Below are 14,487 nucleotides of genomic sequence, written 5' to 3'. Positions count from 1 at the left end.
ACCGGAGGAGTTGGCATCGATAACCAGGTTTTAACTAAAATGTTTTGTAGGTTCTCAAGTCGGTCCAGGCTCTTAGGTATAAATCAGTGTGGCGAATCCACGGTAGGCAAAATCCTTCCTGGATTCATCAGCCCCTTAGGATCGAACAGCGTTTTAACGCCTCTGACCATCTCACGCTCAATCGGCGATAGGCGCGCCAAATAAGGCGCTTGCTTGGTGCGGCCAATGCCGTGTTCAGCGCTGATGCTGCCGTGGAAATCATCCAGCACCTTAAAAATACACTCTTCAAGCTCGTGCAAATGGGCTTTCTTATCGCTATCCGCCATGGCCGCGGGGGGTAGGATATTGAAGTGCAGGTTGCCGTCGCCCACATGGCCGTAGGCAATGATTTCGCACTCGGGGGATGCTGCCATCACCACCTCGCTTGCCCGGCTCACGAAGTTCGAAATCGCCGAGATGGGTACCGAGATATCGGTGCGCAAATGTTCTCCGCGCCGCCGTTGGCCTTCCAGCATGCTTTCTCGGAACTGCCACAGCTGGGCGGACTGGGTGTCGCTAGAGGCTAGCGCGCCATCCAGTACCAGTTCGCGCCCCATGCCGACTTCTAGCAGTGCTTCCAGCAAGGCACTAAGATCGACTGGCCCGGTGGCAGCAACCTCCATCAGTACGTACCAGGGGTAGGCGTCTCCAAGTGGATCACGTAGCTCTGGCGTCGCTTCAATCGCTAACTCAATGCAGCGACGAGGAATCAGCTCGAAAGCCGTTAGCAGATCGCAGCACTCTCGGCGTGCCAAACCATAAAGATCAATCACGGACTGAACGGAGGGCAGCCCCAGCAGCGCCGTCCGATTTTGGGTGGGGCGCGGTGATAGTTTTAACACTGCCCCAGTGACGATGCCCAAGGTACCTTCGCTACCCAGAAACAGCTGTTGAATGTCATAGCCGCGATTGTCCTTGTGCAGCGCATTCAGGCTTTCCCAAACGCGTCCATCAGGCAGTACTACTTCAAGGCCCAGCACTAGCTCGCGCATCATGCCGTAGCGCAACACGTTAAGCCCGCCTGCGTTGGTGGCGATATTGCCGCCAATCTGACAACTGCCTTGCGAGCCGAGCGAGAGGGGAAAGTCGCAATCATGATCAAAGGCGGCCAGCTTAACGTTCTCAAGAATACAGCCTGCGTCTACCGTGATGGTGAAGTTGATCGGGTCAATGGCCCGCACGCTATTTAAGCGCTCTAAGCTGATTACCAGCTCCTGTCCATTGGCGGCGGACAAGGCACCTGCCACTAAACCGCTATGGCCGCCTTGGGGCGTCATCGCGATCCCTTGTTGATAGCAGCGCTTTGCTACTTCTGCGACTTCAGCGGTATTGGCTGGGCGAGCCACGGCTAGCGGCATGCCCAGTGTATCGCCTGCCCAGTCGCTCACGTAGCGCGCCATGGCATCCGGTTCGCGCAGTAAACCGCGCTCACCGAGCAGGCTGGTTAACTCATTTAGGAAGGTGGTGGTGTTGGTCATTAACGCTCTTCCTGCCAGGCTGCACCCTCAGGGAAGCGGTGCTGTGCTTGGGATTCTGCGTGCATGGCAATGCTGTACCCCGGCGCTTCGGGCACCTGATAGCGGCCACGGTTGATGACTACCGGGTCGATAAAGTGCTCGTGAAGGTGATCTACGTACTCCAGCACGCGGCCTTCAAGGTTGCCGGATACCGCAATATAGTCGAATAGCGAGATATGTTGGGTATATTCGCATAGCCCTACGCCGCCGCCATGAGGGCAAATCGGTACGCCGAATTTAGCGGCCATCAGCACCACGAGAATAACCTCATTTAGCCCACCCAAGCGTGCTGCATCAAGTTGGCAGTAGTCGATGGCATCCGCCTGGAAGAACTGCTTGAACATCACCTTGTTGTGGCAGTGTTCGCCGGTGGCGACGCCAATCGGTGCCACTCGATGGCGGATCTCGGCGTGGCCGAGAATGTCGTCAGGGCTGGTGGGTTCTTCGATCCAGAGTGGGTCAAACTCGGCCAGGCGGCGCATTTTGGTGATCGTCTCGTCGACTTCCCACACCTGGTTGGCGTCCATCATCAGCACGTTGTCCCAGCCGATCTCATCGCGCAGCAGCGCTGCACGGCGGGCGTCCTCTTCGATGTCGCCGCCAATTTTCTGTTTGAAGTGCGTCCAGCCTTCGGCCAGCGCTTCACGTGCCAGGCCGCGCACTTTCTCGTCGCTGTAACCCAGCCAGCCCGCCGAGGTGGTATAGCCGGGGTAGCCGTCACTGCGCATTTCGGCTTCTCGTGCCGCTTTGCCGGGGGCTTGGCGGCGTAGCAGACAGATTGCTTCTTCTGGCGTTAATGCATCCGTCACAAAACGGAAGTCGAGACAGCGCACCAACTGTTCGGGCGTCATATCCACCAGCAGTTTCCACACCGGCTTGCCTTCTTTTTTCGCCCACATATCCCACACGGCGTTGACGATGGCGGCGGTCGCCAGGTGAATCGCGCCTTTATCGGGGCCAATCCAGCGTAGCTGGCTGTCACCAGTGATTTCCCGCCAGAAGGTGCCCATGTTATCGGTAATCGAGGCCAGCGTGCGCCCTTCAACCAGAGGCGCCAGCGATTGCAGCGCCGTGACTACGATCTCGTTACCGCGGCCAATGGTAAAGGTTAAACCGTGCCCCTCTGGGCTGCCGTCATCGGTGTGTAGGATGACGTAGGCGGCGGAGTAGTCCGGCGCGGCATTCATGGCATCCGAGCCATCCAGCGAACGCGAGGTGGGGAAGCGAATGTCTTGAATGTCGACGCGAGTAATCGTTGTCATTGTGCTCTCCTTGGCGGTGCGATGAGGGGCGTATTGAGTGTCAGTATCAGCGGCGCGCTAAGTGGCGCATCAGTTCGCGAATACCGTAAGTCCAGGGCGGCAATTGATCGCTGCGGCCTACCCGGTTGACCAGTGCGCCCAGAGCAGGGGTGGCGATAGTAACGCGATCACCCAGGTGGTGGGTAAACCCCTGGCCTTCTCCGTCGCGATCCTGAATCGGCGAGAACATGGTGCCCAGGAACAGCATAAAACCGTCTGGATATTGGTGGTGATCGCCAATGGTTTGCTGCACTAGATCCAGCGGATCGCGGCTGATCTCGCGCATATCGCTCTTACCCTGGAGCAAGAAGTCGTCATCCACACCTTCGATACGTAGCGATACTTGGCAGTTGCGCACGCTGTCGATAGTAAAGTGATCATCAAACAGACGGATAAACGGGCCGATTGAGCAGGAGGCGTTATTATCTTTCGCCTTGCCTAACAGCAGGGCGCTGCGCCCCTCGACGTCCCGCAGATTGACGTCGTTGCCTAAGGTGGCGCCGCGCACCTGGCCGCGGCTATCGACGGCCAGGACGATTTCCGGCTCGGGGTTATTCCACTGAGAGGAGGGATGCAAACCCACCGGCGTGCCAAAGCCTACCGATGAGAGCGGCTGGGCTTTGGTAAACACCTCCGCATCGGGGCCGATACCCACTTCCATATATTGTGACCAGCCACCGCGCGCCTGAAGCGCCTTTTTCAGCGACATCGCTTCTTCTGAGCCCGGTGCGATTTTAGAAAGGTCGGTGCCGATCAGTGCCTGCAAATCGTCGCGAAGCTTCACCGCCCTCGCCGGGTCGCCGCCCGCTTGCTCTTCGATCATTCGCTCCAACAAACTTACGGCGAAGGTGACGCCACACGCTTTGACGGCCTGCACATCACAAGGCGCGAGCAGGTAGGGCACTTGTGGTTGAGATAACTGAGAGTTTTCAATGAGTTCCTCGACACTGCAAAGCAGTGGGCCTTCCGCCTGTTCCACTACCGCTTGTAGATCGTCGTGTTCCAGAAGGTCAGCCATGGTGGGGCCGAACGCGGTAATGTCGATCACTTGGCCGTTGCTGATGGTTACGAGTGCGGGGCCTGGATGATTACCTTCCAACCAAACTCTGCCTACTAGAAGGGCCTTGTTCAGGTCGGTTGGGAGTGTGTCCATTAATGAAAGTGCCTGCATGCGCATCTCCATTCGTTCTTGGAATTAGTTTTATTATTGCCCTTGCGGGCGACTAGCGCTGAACATGGTTACTGCCTAGCATACTATGAATGTCATGCTGTATGACAGGTATGCTATTTCATGGTTTACTTTATCGCACCGTTTCGTTTCAGGTCGATAGTTAAATAGATCTAGAGGTAGGTAATGTCGCTATGTGCGTCTTTCTTATGGAAAATAAAAGTAAGGAAAATTCCATGTGAGACGAGTGGAAACACTGGTGTTGATTTTGGTTTTTTTTTGTGGTAGGTGATCGGCTGGTGAGAGCGCTTTACCCTGAAAGCAGATATCATTGGCACCCACGAGACCCAAAAAATTGTCGACGATGCTGCCGAGCGCTGACGCGGTTTAGACTTGTTGATGAATAACGCGGGAGATATGTCGGACCGTTTTGGCCTGGATGAGAGGAACGAAGAGCAGTATGAGCGGGTTGTGGATTTCAATAGCCACTCTATGACTATGGCCAGTCGCGTGGCGCTGTCGCATTTTCAGCGTACTGGAGGCTGCAATATTATGCATAGCACTTCGCTTGCTGTACTCGATGGCGGCGGGGCTGGGTTATACGCTTCCACCAAAGGGTTTGTGAGCACGGTTACCCGAAATATGGCCTAGGAGCTTACTAAGTATAACATCCGCGTAAATGCCATAGCCCGGCACAATTGCCACTGGTTTTTATGATCGCCACTCCAGAGATGCTCGCCGTGACGCGGCTTGTGTATCATTTTACAGGGGCCGTCTGGGTGCTGCAGAGGTGTGTGGGCGTGTACGTGCTTCTGGGCCAGCAGATACGCTCATTGGCTATTTCATGGAGCAAAACATTGAAGTTAACGGTAAACAGCTAATGCCATGAGTAGCCCCACTCTTATGAGCGAAAACTGGCTGCAAACCATGCACGGAAATGCCGTAAAATGGCGATTAATCCAAGATTCATCAGGAGTAACTGCCATGAGCAGTAGATACCGGATCGAACGTAAAACACTGTCTGAGCAAGTCGCCGAACAGCTTGAAGCAGACATTCTGGAAGGGAGAGTGAGTGAAAATGACCAACTTCCTTCAGAGCGGGAGTTGATGGAGCAGTTTGGCGTTGGTCGGCCCGCAGTGCGAGAGGCGCTATTTCACCTTCAGCAGCTTGGGCTAATAGCGATCAATAGCGGCACCCGGGCCAGGGTGATTCGTCCCACTGCCGAGGCAGTCATGGCAAGGCTTTCTGGTGTGACACGGCAACTACTTTCCCAGCCTGATGGTCAGCAGTATTTCCAAGAAGCGAGAGCCATGTTCGAGATATCGTTGGCGCGCTACGCTGCTCGTCATGCCAGCGAGGAGGATATTGTTCGGCTACGCAACGCCTTGGCGGATAATCGCGACTCCATTGGTGATGAGGCGCGCTTCAAGCGCTCCGACAATAATTTCCATGGTGTGTTGGCCAGCATTGGACGTAACCCAGTTTTCGATGCCATCCATGTTGCACTTTCTGAGTGGTTGGATGATCGCCGTGCCCAAGTGCTGCAGCAAAAGGGTGAAGACAAAGCTGCGACGGATGCCCACACGGACATTATTGCTGCTATCGAATCCCGCGACCCAGATGCGGCCGAAATAGCCATGCGGCGTCACCTTGATCGTCATTATGGTACTTATATGCAGCTTAAAAAGCGTCTATCTAATATTCCGTAGCCTGTCAGTAAGCGTTTTTAATTAATAAGCGCGACACCTGGTTTGTCAGATGCCGCATTAACTCCGTTATTATCGCTACCTTAATGTTGAGGCCCTAGCTATCTTTGGCGGGAAAAGTGGAGATTTCATTTCGCTTTATACAGCTGTCATATGCTTGAGGTACGAAGGCCTCATCACCTATGTCACTTCGCGCTAATGCAAGAAACTTGCAAAGTGGCGGTAGCATAAGAGTGGCTAGTTGATTAGTTTTTAACGTGTCTGTAAGGTAGTGCATATCTTTTTCAGCATTAAAAAGACTAAACTGTAAGCTTGGGCATTCTTTCTGTAGAACCCACTCCATAACAGGAGCAAGCATTGCGCTATTGGCCCCCCCTTGTGAACATATCTCTAGCAGTTTTTCTTGTGATACACCCATCCCTGCTGCCATAGCGGCAGCCTCGCTTACTAGCGTTGCAGACCCTAAGGATATAAAGTTGTTAATTAGTTTTAGCTTGTGTGCTGTACCAATCTTACCCACATGAAAAATGTTTTCCGCAAAGCTTTTGATGACAGGCGTGATACGGGCCACGCTAGAAGCATCGCCACCCACCATCACATTTAGTCGCCCCTCTTTCGCTTCCTTGGGGGTGCGAGCTAAAGGCGCATCTACAAATACCACGCCGTGGTGTGCTAGTTTTTTAGCCAGGTGCTCAGTTGATTCAGGGTTGGCCGTAGAACAGTCAATAATGATAAGCCCCTCATGGCATCCATCTATTAAGCTGTCAGTGCCGTACACAATTTCGCTAACCTGTTCGGATGTCTGTACACAGATGAAAACAATATCGCTATGTTTTGCCATCTCAGCGGGAGTGCTGACTTCCGTGGCGCCTTCCTGACATAGTGCTTCAACTGAAGATCGATTTCTATGGGCCAGCACTGTTAATGGGTAACCATTGTTTAAAATATATCTGGCCATCTCCTTGCCCATTAAACCGAGCCCGATAAATCCTATGCGTTCTTTTTTCATGGTTATCTCTGATAAGTGATTCAACACATTTATGCTGTTGCCCATTAGACCTCGGAATAGACCATTGTCATTCCAGTGCATTAGGGAAGATTACTCCCAGCCGTTTTGACCAGTCGATAAGAGCTTCGGGTACACCGTTTGGAAGAGGTACTCCCTCTTGCATATAACGCCTGTGCAGTGCAAGACCACGTTCGCCAGGTATTCGAACGGGAGGGCTGTTTTCTGCTACAGGATTATTACGGCACGCATCCACTAGGGCACCGGTTTCGCGCTTAAAGGCGTCAAGACCACCAAAAGCGCCAGGATCCATGATCTGAACCATGACAGAGGCTCCCCATTGTGAAGGTTTCTGCACGCGGCCGAATCCAGCGAGCCCAGACGTTAGTGCTTCTACCATTAGCCCAAGCGCATATCCCTTGTGACCATGGTCAAGACCACCAATTGGCATGATGCTCCCCTTAGGTGCATCGAAAAGCACGGAAGGCTGGTTGGTCGCATTCCCTTGATGGTCCTTAAGCCACGGGAACGGCAGTTGACTATTGTGTTTGTGGAGTCGTCCAACCATGCCATTCGTGGTAATAGAGGTGCTGACATCCAGAAGGACCGGCCCTGAATCCGTCGGGTAGCCCACAGCAATCGGGTTGGGCGTATGAGTAGCCTGCAACCCGCCGTAGGGTGCAACGGATTTGGTTGCTGGGTCAGAGGATTCGATGATGACCAACAGGTTTTTATCTGTGGCGCGCTTGAGGTAAGCGGCTAAGCAGGCTATGTGATTGGAGCGGCGAATAACAACTGTGCCTGTGCCGCAAGTGCGTGCCATGGTTTCGGCGGCGTCCATCGCTTTTAGAATCAGCCAGGGGCCGGGTAGATATCGACCGTCCCAAGTCTGTACGGCTGTGCGTTCGGAGATCGTTTCGTACTCGCCCGTGACTGGCATCCTACCTGAATGGATTTCTTCAAGGTACGGGGATAGTAGCTGAAGCCCGTGAGTCGTATGCCCCATCAGGTCGCCCTCAACGAGCACATCGGCGACGGCCTTTGCCTTCTCGTGATCAAGCCCAGCGGCCCCCAGTAGGTCAATGCTAAACTGGGTGATGTGCTGAACGTCGTAGTAATTGCTCATCGTTTTGATTCTCCAAGAATTGTTATTGTCAGTTGTTTTTACGTATTCCGTCTTCTGAGGTGCTTAATCAGGACACTGTGGTCAAGCTCCCCATCGCCTTGATTGACGAGTTCTTCAAACAACGTATTAACCAGTGAGGATACCGGAAGCTCAAGGTTCATTGTTTTGGCAAGCTCCATAGCGGTTTGGGTATCCTTCAACTGCCATTTTGCAGGCCCGCCAGGCTGGAAGGTTTTGTGAATCATGCGCTGACCGTGAATTCGCAAGATGGTTGAGTCTGCAAACCCTCCTTCCAGGGCGGCCAGCATTTTCCCAGGATCGGCCCCGCCTCGTTCTGCCATGAGGATGGCTTCGGCTACGGTCGCAATGGTATTGGCCACGATCATTTGATTGGCGAGCTTGGCCAGTTCCCCGCTTCCGGCAGGTCCGACCCGTACAGGCCGGCCAAGTAGATTGAGAACGGGCTCAATGGCTTGAAAAGTCATAGCGTCGCCGCCCACCATAATAGCTAATGTGCCATCTATGGCTCCTTGTTCGCCTCCTGAAACCGGTGCATCCAAATAATGAACGAGCTTTTGAGCGGCTTCTTCTGCCTGTTTTCGAGCGCTTTCGACCGGGATTGAACTCATGACGACAAGCGTGGCACCACGCTGCATGATCTTAAGCACTCCCTTCGAGCCGAGTAATATTTCATTGCAGACTGGGCCAGAACTTAGCATTACGATGACAATGTCGGATTGAGCAGCAGCTTCTTTGGGCATGTCGACGACTTCGATACCATGGTTTGCCAAACGATCCGCTTTGCTTTTCGTTCGATTCCAGGCACGTACTTGATGGCCTGCGTCCGCTAGACGTACTGCCATTGGAGCGCCCATGATGCCAGTGCCAATGAAGCCGATAGTGCGTGATCTTGTCATTATTGATTCCTCTATCGTTTATCCTTCAGTACTTGCTGTACGCTCGGAAGCAGCATGGGTTGGATAGTTAGCGCAAATAAGGCGGTACCGAGATCTCTCCGGATTCGCGAAAATTGATCAAACGTCCAAGCACCTTGGATTCCGATCGTTCCAAGTGGCTCGCCAGCGCCTTGCCTGCTAATGCCGGTTGTTGTTGCCGCATTTTTTCGAATATCCGTAAATGCTCGTCGAAGAATGGGTCCTGATCAGGAAGCTTGAGTACCCGGCCGAGAAGGTGTTTGCTAACCAGTAGGATGGGGTGTGTGCGGCGGAGCATATTCATAACCTCTTGGTTATCCCCCTGACTTACAGCGCTATGGTGAAGGTCATTCTCCAGCTCATCCAAAAGCTCGCCTTCGATATCGGGGTAGCTTTGGGCCGCATGCTCGAGTCTTCCGATATAACGGTCGATGGTGCTTTCAGGCATATTCCTGGCGGCCCGTTCGATCATGTAGGGCTCGAGCTGGCGACGCGCTTCATAAAGGTTGTGCAGCCGCCGGTCATCCAGCGGCACCACGCTCCAGCTATTGTATTTCGTCTTCTCGACCAGACCGATCGACTGCAGGTAGAGAAGAATCTGATGGGTGACCGTACGGCTGACATTCAGCGACTTGGAGAGCTTGAGTTCATTGAGTTCAAAAGCGCCCTTGATCGAACACAAAACGATATCGTGCTCCACGCTATCGATATGAGCCCGCCAGGACACGGTACGATCAACCTTGGGCGCGTCGCCTGATTGCTTGAAGTCACGCTCGCTGAGAGAGCGCCGCACGATATCGCCTGGCGATGCGCCGACAAGATAGCCGCGCCCCTCGAAACGGCATATATACCGCTCCTCATGCAACTGACTCAGCGTTTGGCGCACGGGTGATCGGCTAATGCCAAAGAGGGTGGCGATGTTGCCTTCAAGCAACACCAGTCCAGGTTCGAGGCGCTTTTCGACGATACTTTGCTTGAGAGCCGTATAAAGCTGATCGCGTAGCGTTCTTGTCATGGGTAACCATTGGTCATAATCAGTCGATTGGTTTCGTGGACGATCAAGTGACGGCGCCTACAAGCCAGGGGACGAACTCATTGTTACCGTAACCAAGCGACTCGCTGGCACTCATGTCGCCCGAGGCAATGGCGATGATACGCTCGAAAATCTGTTCGCCAACACGCTCCACGCTGTCGGTTCCGTCAACGATGACGCCGCAGTTGATATCCATGTCCTCGTGCATCTTCTCATACATGGCGGTATTGGTTGCCAGCTTGAGACAAGGGGCGGGCTTGAAACCCGACACCGAACCTCGGCCCGTGGTAAAGCAGACCACGTTGGATCCCGAGGCTATCTGGCCTGTCACGGAAATAGGGTCGTACCCGGGGCTGTCCATGAAGTTGAACCCGCGCGTCGAGATCTTCTCCGCGTAGAGCAGGACATCGTTGAGACTCGATGTGCCTCCCTTGGCAACTGCCCCCAGCGACTTTTCAAGAATCGTGGAGAGCCCGCCGGCCTTGTTGCCCGGGGAAGGGTTGTTGTTCAACTCGGCCCCGTTTATCTCGGTGTAATGTTTCCACCAGCTGATGCGATCGAGCAGTTTTTGTGCAACGTTTTCGTCGATGGCGCGATCAATCAGCAGGTTTTCAGCCCCGTAGATCTCCGGGGTTTCGGCGAGTATGACGCTGCCTCCGTGCTGAACGATCAAATCCGCTGCATGGCCAAGTGCTGGGTTTGCGGTAATGCCCGAGTAGCCATCCGACCCCCCGCACTGAAGAGCAACGACCAAGTGTTCGAGAGAGACGGGCGTGCGTTCTTGCTGACCGTGCCGGGCGGCCATTTCCAGAATGTGGCTGCAGGCCCTCTTGATGCTGCTGCGGGTCCCGCCGGCGTCCTGAATGTTGAAGTAGCCCAGCCTGGAGGCATCTTCCAGCCCCTTTCGTTTGACCAGTGTCTTGACCTGATTGGTTTCACAGCCAAGGCCAATGATCAGCACAAACGCAAAGTTGGGATGTTGGGCATAGCCTGCGATGACGCGCTCGAGAAAGTCGAAGCCTTCCGAATCGGTGTTCATGGCGCAGCCTGAGCCATGGGTAATGGCCACCACGCCATCGAATCCCATCTTGTCCAGCTCGCCGGACCGGTTGAGTTCATCGGCCGTGGCCTTTGCGACGGTCGCCGAGCAGTTGACGGTGGAAAGAATGCCGATGTAATTGCGCGTACCCACGCCGCCGTCAGAGCGCTGATACCCCTGAAACGTTCGGGTGTGGCTGGTCGTGCCGGTTCTTGGATGCGCCTTGAAATCGTCCAGCGATGAATCGAGTTCGATCATGGTGAGGTTGTGGGTATGCACATGCTCGCCAGGCTTTATATCCCGCGCGGCAAGCCCTATCAGCTGGCCATACTTGAAGACGGCCTCGCCTTGTTGAATGGCGGCAAGCGCCACTTTGTGCCCTGCATCGATATTTTCCCGAGCCGGCGTGCCGTCCTTGTCGATCGGAATGCCTTGGGGAACCGCTTTCGAGGCAACGCCCACGTTGTCCCTCGAATTGAGATGAATGATTACGGAGGGGGAGTTGATGAGATCCATCGTTTACCTCGAGCTGATGTCAGGGCTTTCGATGCACGGGGTAGGCGCAATCTAAAAGCGGTCATTGTGGATGCACTCTAGCAAGCGGGCGGTGCACGTCGATTAGACTATCGTCCTATATAATGCTCATTGAACGCAATGTTCATTTGATCTAGATTGCTTCCATGCATTAAGCGCGCAGCCACCAAGCAAGCTGAATTACCTATACAAGGCTTGCTTATATTTAATAAAAAAACGGAGTGATCTATGGCTTCAATAATCAAGAACAAGCGCTTGATAGGAATGGCCCTGTGCGTGGGCGGGGTGCTGGGGAGCTTGTCTACAGCGAACGCGGCCACCACCTTGCGCCTTGCCCATACCTTCAACCCGGGCGAAGCGAGCTACGAGCTGTTTGCAAAACTGCCGGAACTAATCGAAGAGCGTACTGATGGTGAGGTACGTATTCAGGTCTTCCCAAGTGAGCAGCTGGGCTCTGAGGTACAGCTTCTTCAACAGGCGAGCAACGGGTCGGTGGATATTGTCGTCCCCGGCTATTCAGGTGCCAGCACGCTGGTACCCGCCCTCGAAATATCGAATGCGCCCTTCATGTTTCAAAGCTGGGACGAAGCGCGTCATATTCTGGAAGGAGACGCCTACCAGCCGATCTTCGATGAGCTGGATGAACAATACGGTCTACAGCCGCTGGCTAAATCCTGGTACTGGGGGTGGCGCAACTTCACCTTCAAAGGCGCCGACGTTCACTCGATTGACGATATGACGGGCTTGAAAATCCGCGTGCCGGAATCCCCCGCTTGGGTCGAAATGATCAACGCCTTCGGCGCATCGGCAACACCCATTCCGTTCAGTGAGGTGTACCTGGCGCTTCAGCAGGGCACCGTCGATGGGCAGGAAAACCCTATCCCCACTATCTACGCGCGCAAGTTCTTCGAGGTTCAAGACCAGCTTGTCATGAGCCGCCATATGCTTCAAAGCCAGGTAGTGCTGATCAACAGCAACCGCTTCGATTCGCTCAGCAGCGACCAGCAAGAGGCGCTCAAGGACATCATGGCTGCGCTTGCCGACGAAAACTACGCCATGCAGAGCGCGCGGGAAGAAGAAATGCTTCAAGAGATGAAGGATTCCGGCCTGATCGACGTGGTGGACGATATTGACAGGGCACCTTTCGAGCAAGCCGCACAAAGTGCCTACGACAACCTCACCAGCCGTTGGGGCGAAGAGCACTTTCAGCGCGTATTGGATGCTGTCGAAAGCTACCGCCAGCAGGACTGATGACGTGATGCCCCGCCATGAAAGGCGGGGCTGAAAACTCTAAAGGCATTGTTATGAAATCAGCGTTACTGCGTCTTGATTCGCAACTTTTGACGGTGGAAAAGTGGATTGCCGGATCGTTACTGGGCGCCATGGCTTTATTGCTCGTGGCAGGAGTGCTCTTTCGTTATGTGCTTGGAACGCCATTCGTCTGGAGTGAAAGCGTCTCGAGGCTTTTGATCGTCTGGCTGACATTCGTCGGAAGCAGTATCGCTTTTGCTGAGAAGAAGCATATCACCGTGGACTCCATCCTCTATTTTCTTCCGAGCATGGCGAGGCCCGTGATCCGGGTGTGCATCTTTGTCCTGGTGGCGGTAACGCTTGGCTACATGACCTATCTAGGCTACCTGTACTGCCTAAGTGTCTCTCGTAACACGTCCCCCATGCTGGGTATTTCACTCGCCTATTTTTCGATGGCCATGCCGATCACCTTTTTTATTGGGCTTTTACACATCTTCGTCAACGTCTTTCTAAAGCGTGACTTTCTAGTCTTCGAATCAGCGTTGGATGAAATATAGGTTCTCACTATGTTAGCCGCGATCGCTCTACTTCTATTTGTACTGATCTTGTTGGGTATGCCGATTGCTGTCGCCATGATGGGAGCCTCTATCGTCGCGATTATTGCCTTGGACATTCCCATGAATGTTCTGGCGCAGCGTGTTTCCTCGGGTGTCGAGTCGTTTCCCTTGCTGGCCATTCCGCTATTCATGCTGGCGGGAGGTATCATGAATAACAGCGGCATCAGCGAGCGGCTGTTCGGTTTTTGTCGATCATTGGTTGGTCATCTGCGAGGCGGTTTAGCGCACGTGAACGTCTTGTCGAGCGTGCTGATGGCCGGTATATCAGGCTCTTCGCTTGCTGACTGTGCGGCAACGACCCGCGTAATGGTGCCGCAAATGGAAAAACACGGTTACGACCGTGGCTTTTCAGTCGCACTCACCACCTCGTCTGCCACGCTCTCTCCGATCATTCCACCGTCGATCTTGATGGTGGTCTATGGATGGCAGGCCAATATCTCGATCGGCGATCTGTTTCTTGCGGGTATTCTGCCTGGGCTGTTGATTGCTTTTTGCCTGACGCTTTTGATTACCTTGATCAGTATCCTCAAGCAGTACCCCAAGGATGAGCGTTTCAATAAGCAAAGACTCTATTCAAGCGCCAAAACTGCCGCTTGGGCCTTGCTGATGCCGATCATCATTATCGTGGGGTTCCGGCTGGGCGTGTTTACCGTTACCGAAGTGGCTGCCATCGCCGTGGCGTACTCCTTCGTGGTAGGTAAGTACGTCTACAGGTCACTGAGCTGGCGTGACATGGGTGAGCTGCTGGTGTCAACGGCGCGAGAGGCGGCATCCATTCTGATCATCATCGCCGCCTCAGCCCCCTTGGCCTGGTCATTGAGTATTCTGCAGGCGCCTCAGGAGGTCGTGGGCTGGATCACGGGACTGACAGACAACCCCTGGGCTGTGCTGCTTCTTTTGAATGTTGCGCTTCTGGCGATTGGAATGTTCATGGAGACCATTGCGATCATTATCGTGCTGGTGCCCATTCTGATTCCTCTGCTGAATTCCCTGGACATCAATCTGGTTCACTTCGGCATCATCATGCTCTTCAATCTGCTTATCGGCCAGATTACGCCGCCGTTGGGTGTTCTGATGTTTGTCAGCTGCAATATCGCCAAACTGGGCACCCTGCAGTTTCTACGATCGTCGGCACCTTTCTTTCTTACCTTGTTAATCGCCTTATTGCTGGTGACGTACGTGCCCTGGCTATCGCTTGTGTTAATTCGTTGAGG

At 53.9% G+C, this 14,487-nt stretch carries 13 protein-coding genes; 5 read left to right on the top strand and 8 right to left on the bottom strand.

Annotated features, from left to right (window positions below):
* Nucleotides 1-83 precede the first annotated feature (83 nt).
* From FEU76_RS04165 to FEU76_RS04155, 3 genes are read right to left on the bottom strand one after another with little or no spacing between them, the layout of a single operon-like run.
* A complete protein-coding gene (locus tag FEU76_RS04165) occupies nt 84-1,517 on the bottom strand; it encodes an FAD-binding oxidoreductase (RefSeq protein WP_144980615.1) in 1,434 nt (477 codons plus the stop codon).
* Entirely contained in the window at nt 1,517-2,818 is a 1,302-nt protein-coding gene (locus tag FEU76_RS04160; protein ID WP_144980612.1) for an L-fuconate dehydratase, read from the bottom strand. The genes FEU76_RS04165 and FEU76_RS04160 overlap by 1 nt, the downstream gene beginning before the upstream one ends.
* 46 nt (nt 2,819-2,864) lie before the next feature.
* A complete protein-coding gene (locus FEU76_RS04155) occupies nt 2,865-4,028 on the bottom strand; it encodes a fumarylacetoacetate hydrolase family protein (RefSeq protein ID WP_144980609.1) in 1,164 nt (387 codons plus the stop codon).
* 396 nt (nt 4,029-4,424) lie between these two features.
* Between FEU76_RS04155 and FEU76_RS18805 the strand changes: the two genes are divergently transcribed.
* Together FEU76_RS18805 and nanR are read left to right on the top strand one after the other, a co-directional pair.
* On the top strand, nt 4,425-4,676 hold the full coding sequence (locus FEU76_RS18805; protein WP_144980606.1) for an SDR family NAD(P)-dependent oxidoreductase: 252 nt from the start codon (nt 4,425-4,427) through the stop codon (nt 4,674-4,676).
* A gap of 252 nt (nt 4,677-4,928) precedes the next feature.
* Entirely contained in the window at nt 4,929-5,735 is an 807-nt protein-coding gene (gene nanR / locus FEU76_RS04145; RefSeq protein WP_260851350.1) for a transcriptional regulator NanR, read from the top strand.
* A 94-nt stretch (nt 5,736-5,829) separates the two neighbouring features.
* Here nanR and FEU76_RS04140 read toward each other — a convergent pair whose 3' ends face one another.
* The 5 genes from FEU76_RS04140 to FEU76_RS04120 form a co-directional block, all read right to left on the bottom strand.
* Entirely contained in the window at nt 5,830-6,786 is a 957-nt protein-coding gene (locus FEU76_RS04140) for an NAD(P)-dependent oxidoreductase (protein ID WP_144981490.1), read from the bottom strand.
* Between the two features lie 22 nt (nt 6,787-6,808).
* Entirely contained in the window at nt 6,809-7,864 is a 1,056-nt protein-coding gene (locus FEU76_RS04135) for an Ldh family oxidoreductase (RefSeq protein WP_144980604.1), read from the bottom strand.
* Nucleotides 7,865-7,902: 38 nt separating this feature from the next.
* On the bottom strand, nt 7,903-8,781 hold the full coding sequence (locus FEU76_RS04130) for an NAD(P)-dependent oxidoreductase (RefSeq protein ID WP_144980601.1): 879 nt from the start codon (nt 8,779-8,781) through the stop codon (nt 7,903-7,905).
* Between the two features lie 67 nt (nt 8,782-8,848).
* Entirely contained in the window at nt 8,849-9,814 is a 966-nt protein-coding gene (locus tag FEU76_RS04125) for a GntR family transcriptional regulator (protein ID WP_144980598.1), read from the bottom strand.
* Nucleotides 9,815-9,857: 43 nt separating this feature from the next.
* Complete coding sequence (locus tag FEU76_RS04120; protein WP_144980595.1) at nt 9,858-11,387, bottom strand: UxaA family hydrolase; 1,530 nt, start codon at nt 11,385-11,387, stop codon at nt 9,858-9,860.
* Nucleotides 11,388-11,633: 246 nt separating this feature from the next.
* On the opposite strand from FEU76_RS04120, the gene FEU76_RS04115 reads away from it, so the two are divergent.
* The 3 genes from FEU76_RS04115 to FEU76_RS04105 are packed head-to-tail and all read left to right on the top strand — an operon-like array spanning nt 11,634 to nt 14,485.
* Nucleotides 11,634-12,656 carry a TRAP transporter substrate-binding protein gene (locus FEU76_RS04115; RefSeq protein ID WP_144980593.1) on the top strand — a complete coding sequence of 341 codons (1,023 nt, stop codon included), beginning with the start codon at nt 11,634-11,636 and terminating at the stop codon, nt 12,654-12,656.
* 17 nt (nt 12,657-12,673) lie between these two features.
* Nucleotides 12,674-13,213 (top strand): TRAP transporter small permease, encoded by a 540-nt coding sequence (locus tag FEU76_RS04110; RefSeq protein ID WP_144980590.1) that lies wholly within the window; start codon nt 12,674-12,676, stop codon nt 13,211-13,213.
* A gap of 9 nt (nt 13,214-13,222) precedes the next feature.
* Complete coding sequence (locus tag FEU76_RS04105; protein WP_144980587.1) at nt 13,223-14,485, top strand: TRAP transporter large permease; 1,263 nt, start codon at nt 13,223-13,225, stop codon at nt 14,483-14,485.
* Nucleotides 14,486-14,487 lie beyond the last annotated feature (2 nt).

Source organism: Halomonas sp. C22 (assembly GCF_007655045.1).
Classification (GTDB): Bacteria; Pseudomonadota; Gammaproteobacteria; order Pseudomonadales; family Halomonadaceae; genus Vreelandella; species Vreelandella hamiltonii.
This window is presented reverse-complemented; position numbering and strand designations above follow the sequence as displayed.

Coding starts and splice junctions, on each gene's coding strand:
- FEU76_RS04165 (WP_144980615.1), bottom strand. CDS start 1,517: ATGACCAACACCACCACCTTCCTAAATGAGTTAACCAGCCTGCTCGGT.
- FEU76_RS04160 (WP_144980612.1), bottom strand. CDS start 2,818: ATGACAACGATTACTCGCGTCGACATTCAAGACATTCGCTTCCCCACC.
- FEU76_RS04155 (WP_144980609.1), bottom strand. CDS start 4,028: ATGCAGGCACTTTCATTAATGGACACACTCCCAACCGACCTGAACAAG.
- FEU76_RS18805 (WP_144980606.1), top strand. CDS start 4,425: ATGAATAACGCGGGAGATATGTCGGACCGTTTTGGCCTGGATGAGAGG.
- nanR (WP_260851350.1), top strand. CDS start 4,929: ATGAGCGAAAACTGGCTGCAAACCATGCACGGAAATGCCGTAAAATGG.
- FEU76_RS04140 (WP_144981490.1), bottom strand. CDS start 6,786: ATGGGCAACAGCATAAATGTGTTGAATCACTTATCAGAGATAACCATG.
- FEU76_RS04135 (WP_144980604.1), bottom strand. CDS start 7,864: ATGAGCAATTACTACGACGTTCAGCACATCACCCAGTTTAGCATTGAC.
- FEU76_RS04130 (WP_144980601.1), bottom strand. CDS start 8,781: ATGACAAGATCACGCACTATCGGCTTCATTGGCACTGGCATCATGGGC.
- FEU76_RS04125 (WP_144980598.1), bottom strand. CDS start 9,814: ATGACAAGAACGCTACGCGATCAGCTTTATACGGCTCTCAAGCAAAGT.
- FEU76_RS04120 (WP_144980595.1), bottom strand. CDS start 11,387: ATGGATCTCATCAACTCCCCCTCCGTAATCATTCATCTCAATTCGAGG.
- FEU76_RS04115 (WP_144980593.1), top strand. CDS start 11,634: ATGGCTTCAATAATCAAGAACAAGCGCTTGATAGGAATGGCCCTGTGC.
- FEU76_RS04110 (WP_144980590.1), top strand. CDS start 12,674: ATGAAAGGCGGGGCTGAAAACTCTAAAGGCATTGTTATGAAATCAGCG.
- FEU76_RS04105 (WP_144980587.1), top strand. CDS start 13,223: ATGTTAGCCGCGATCGCTCTACTTCTATTTGTACTGATCTTGTTGGGT.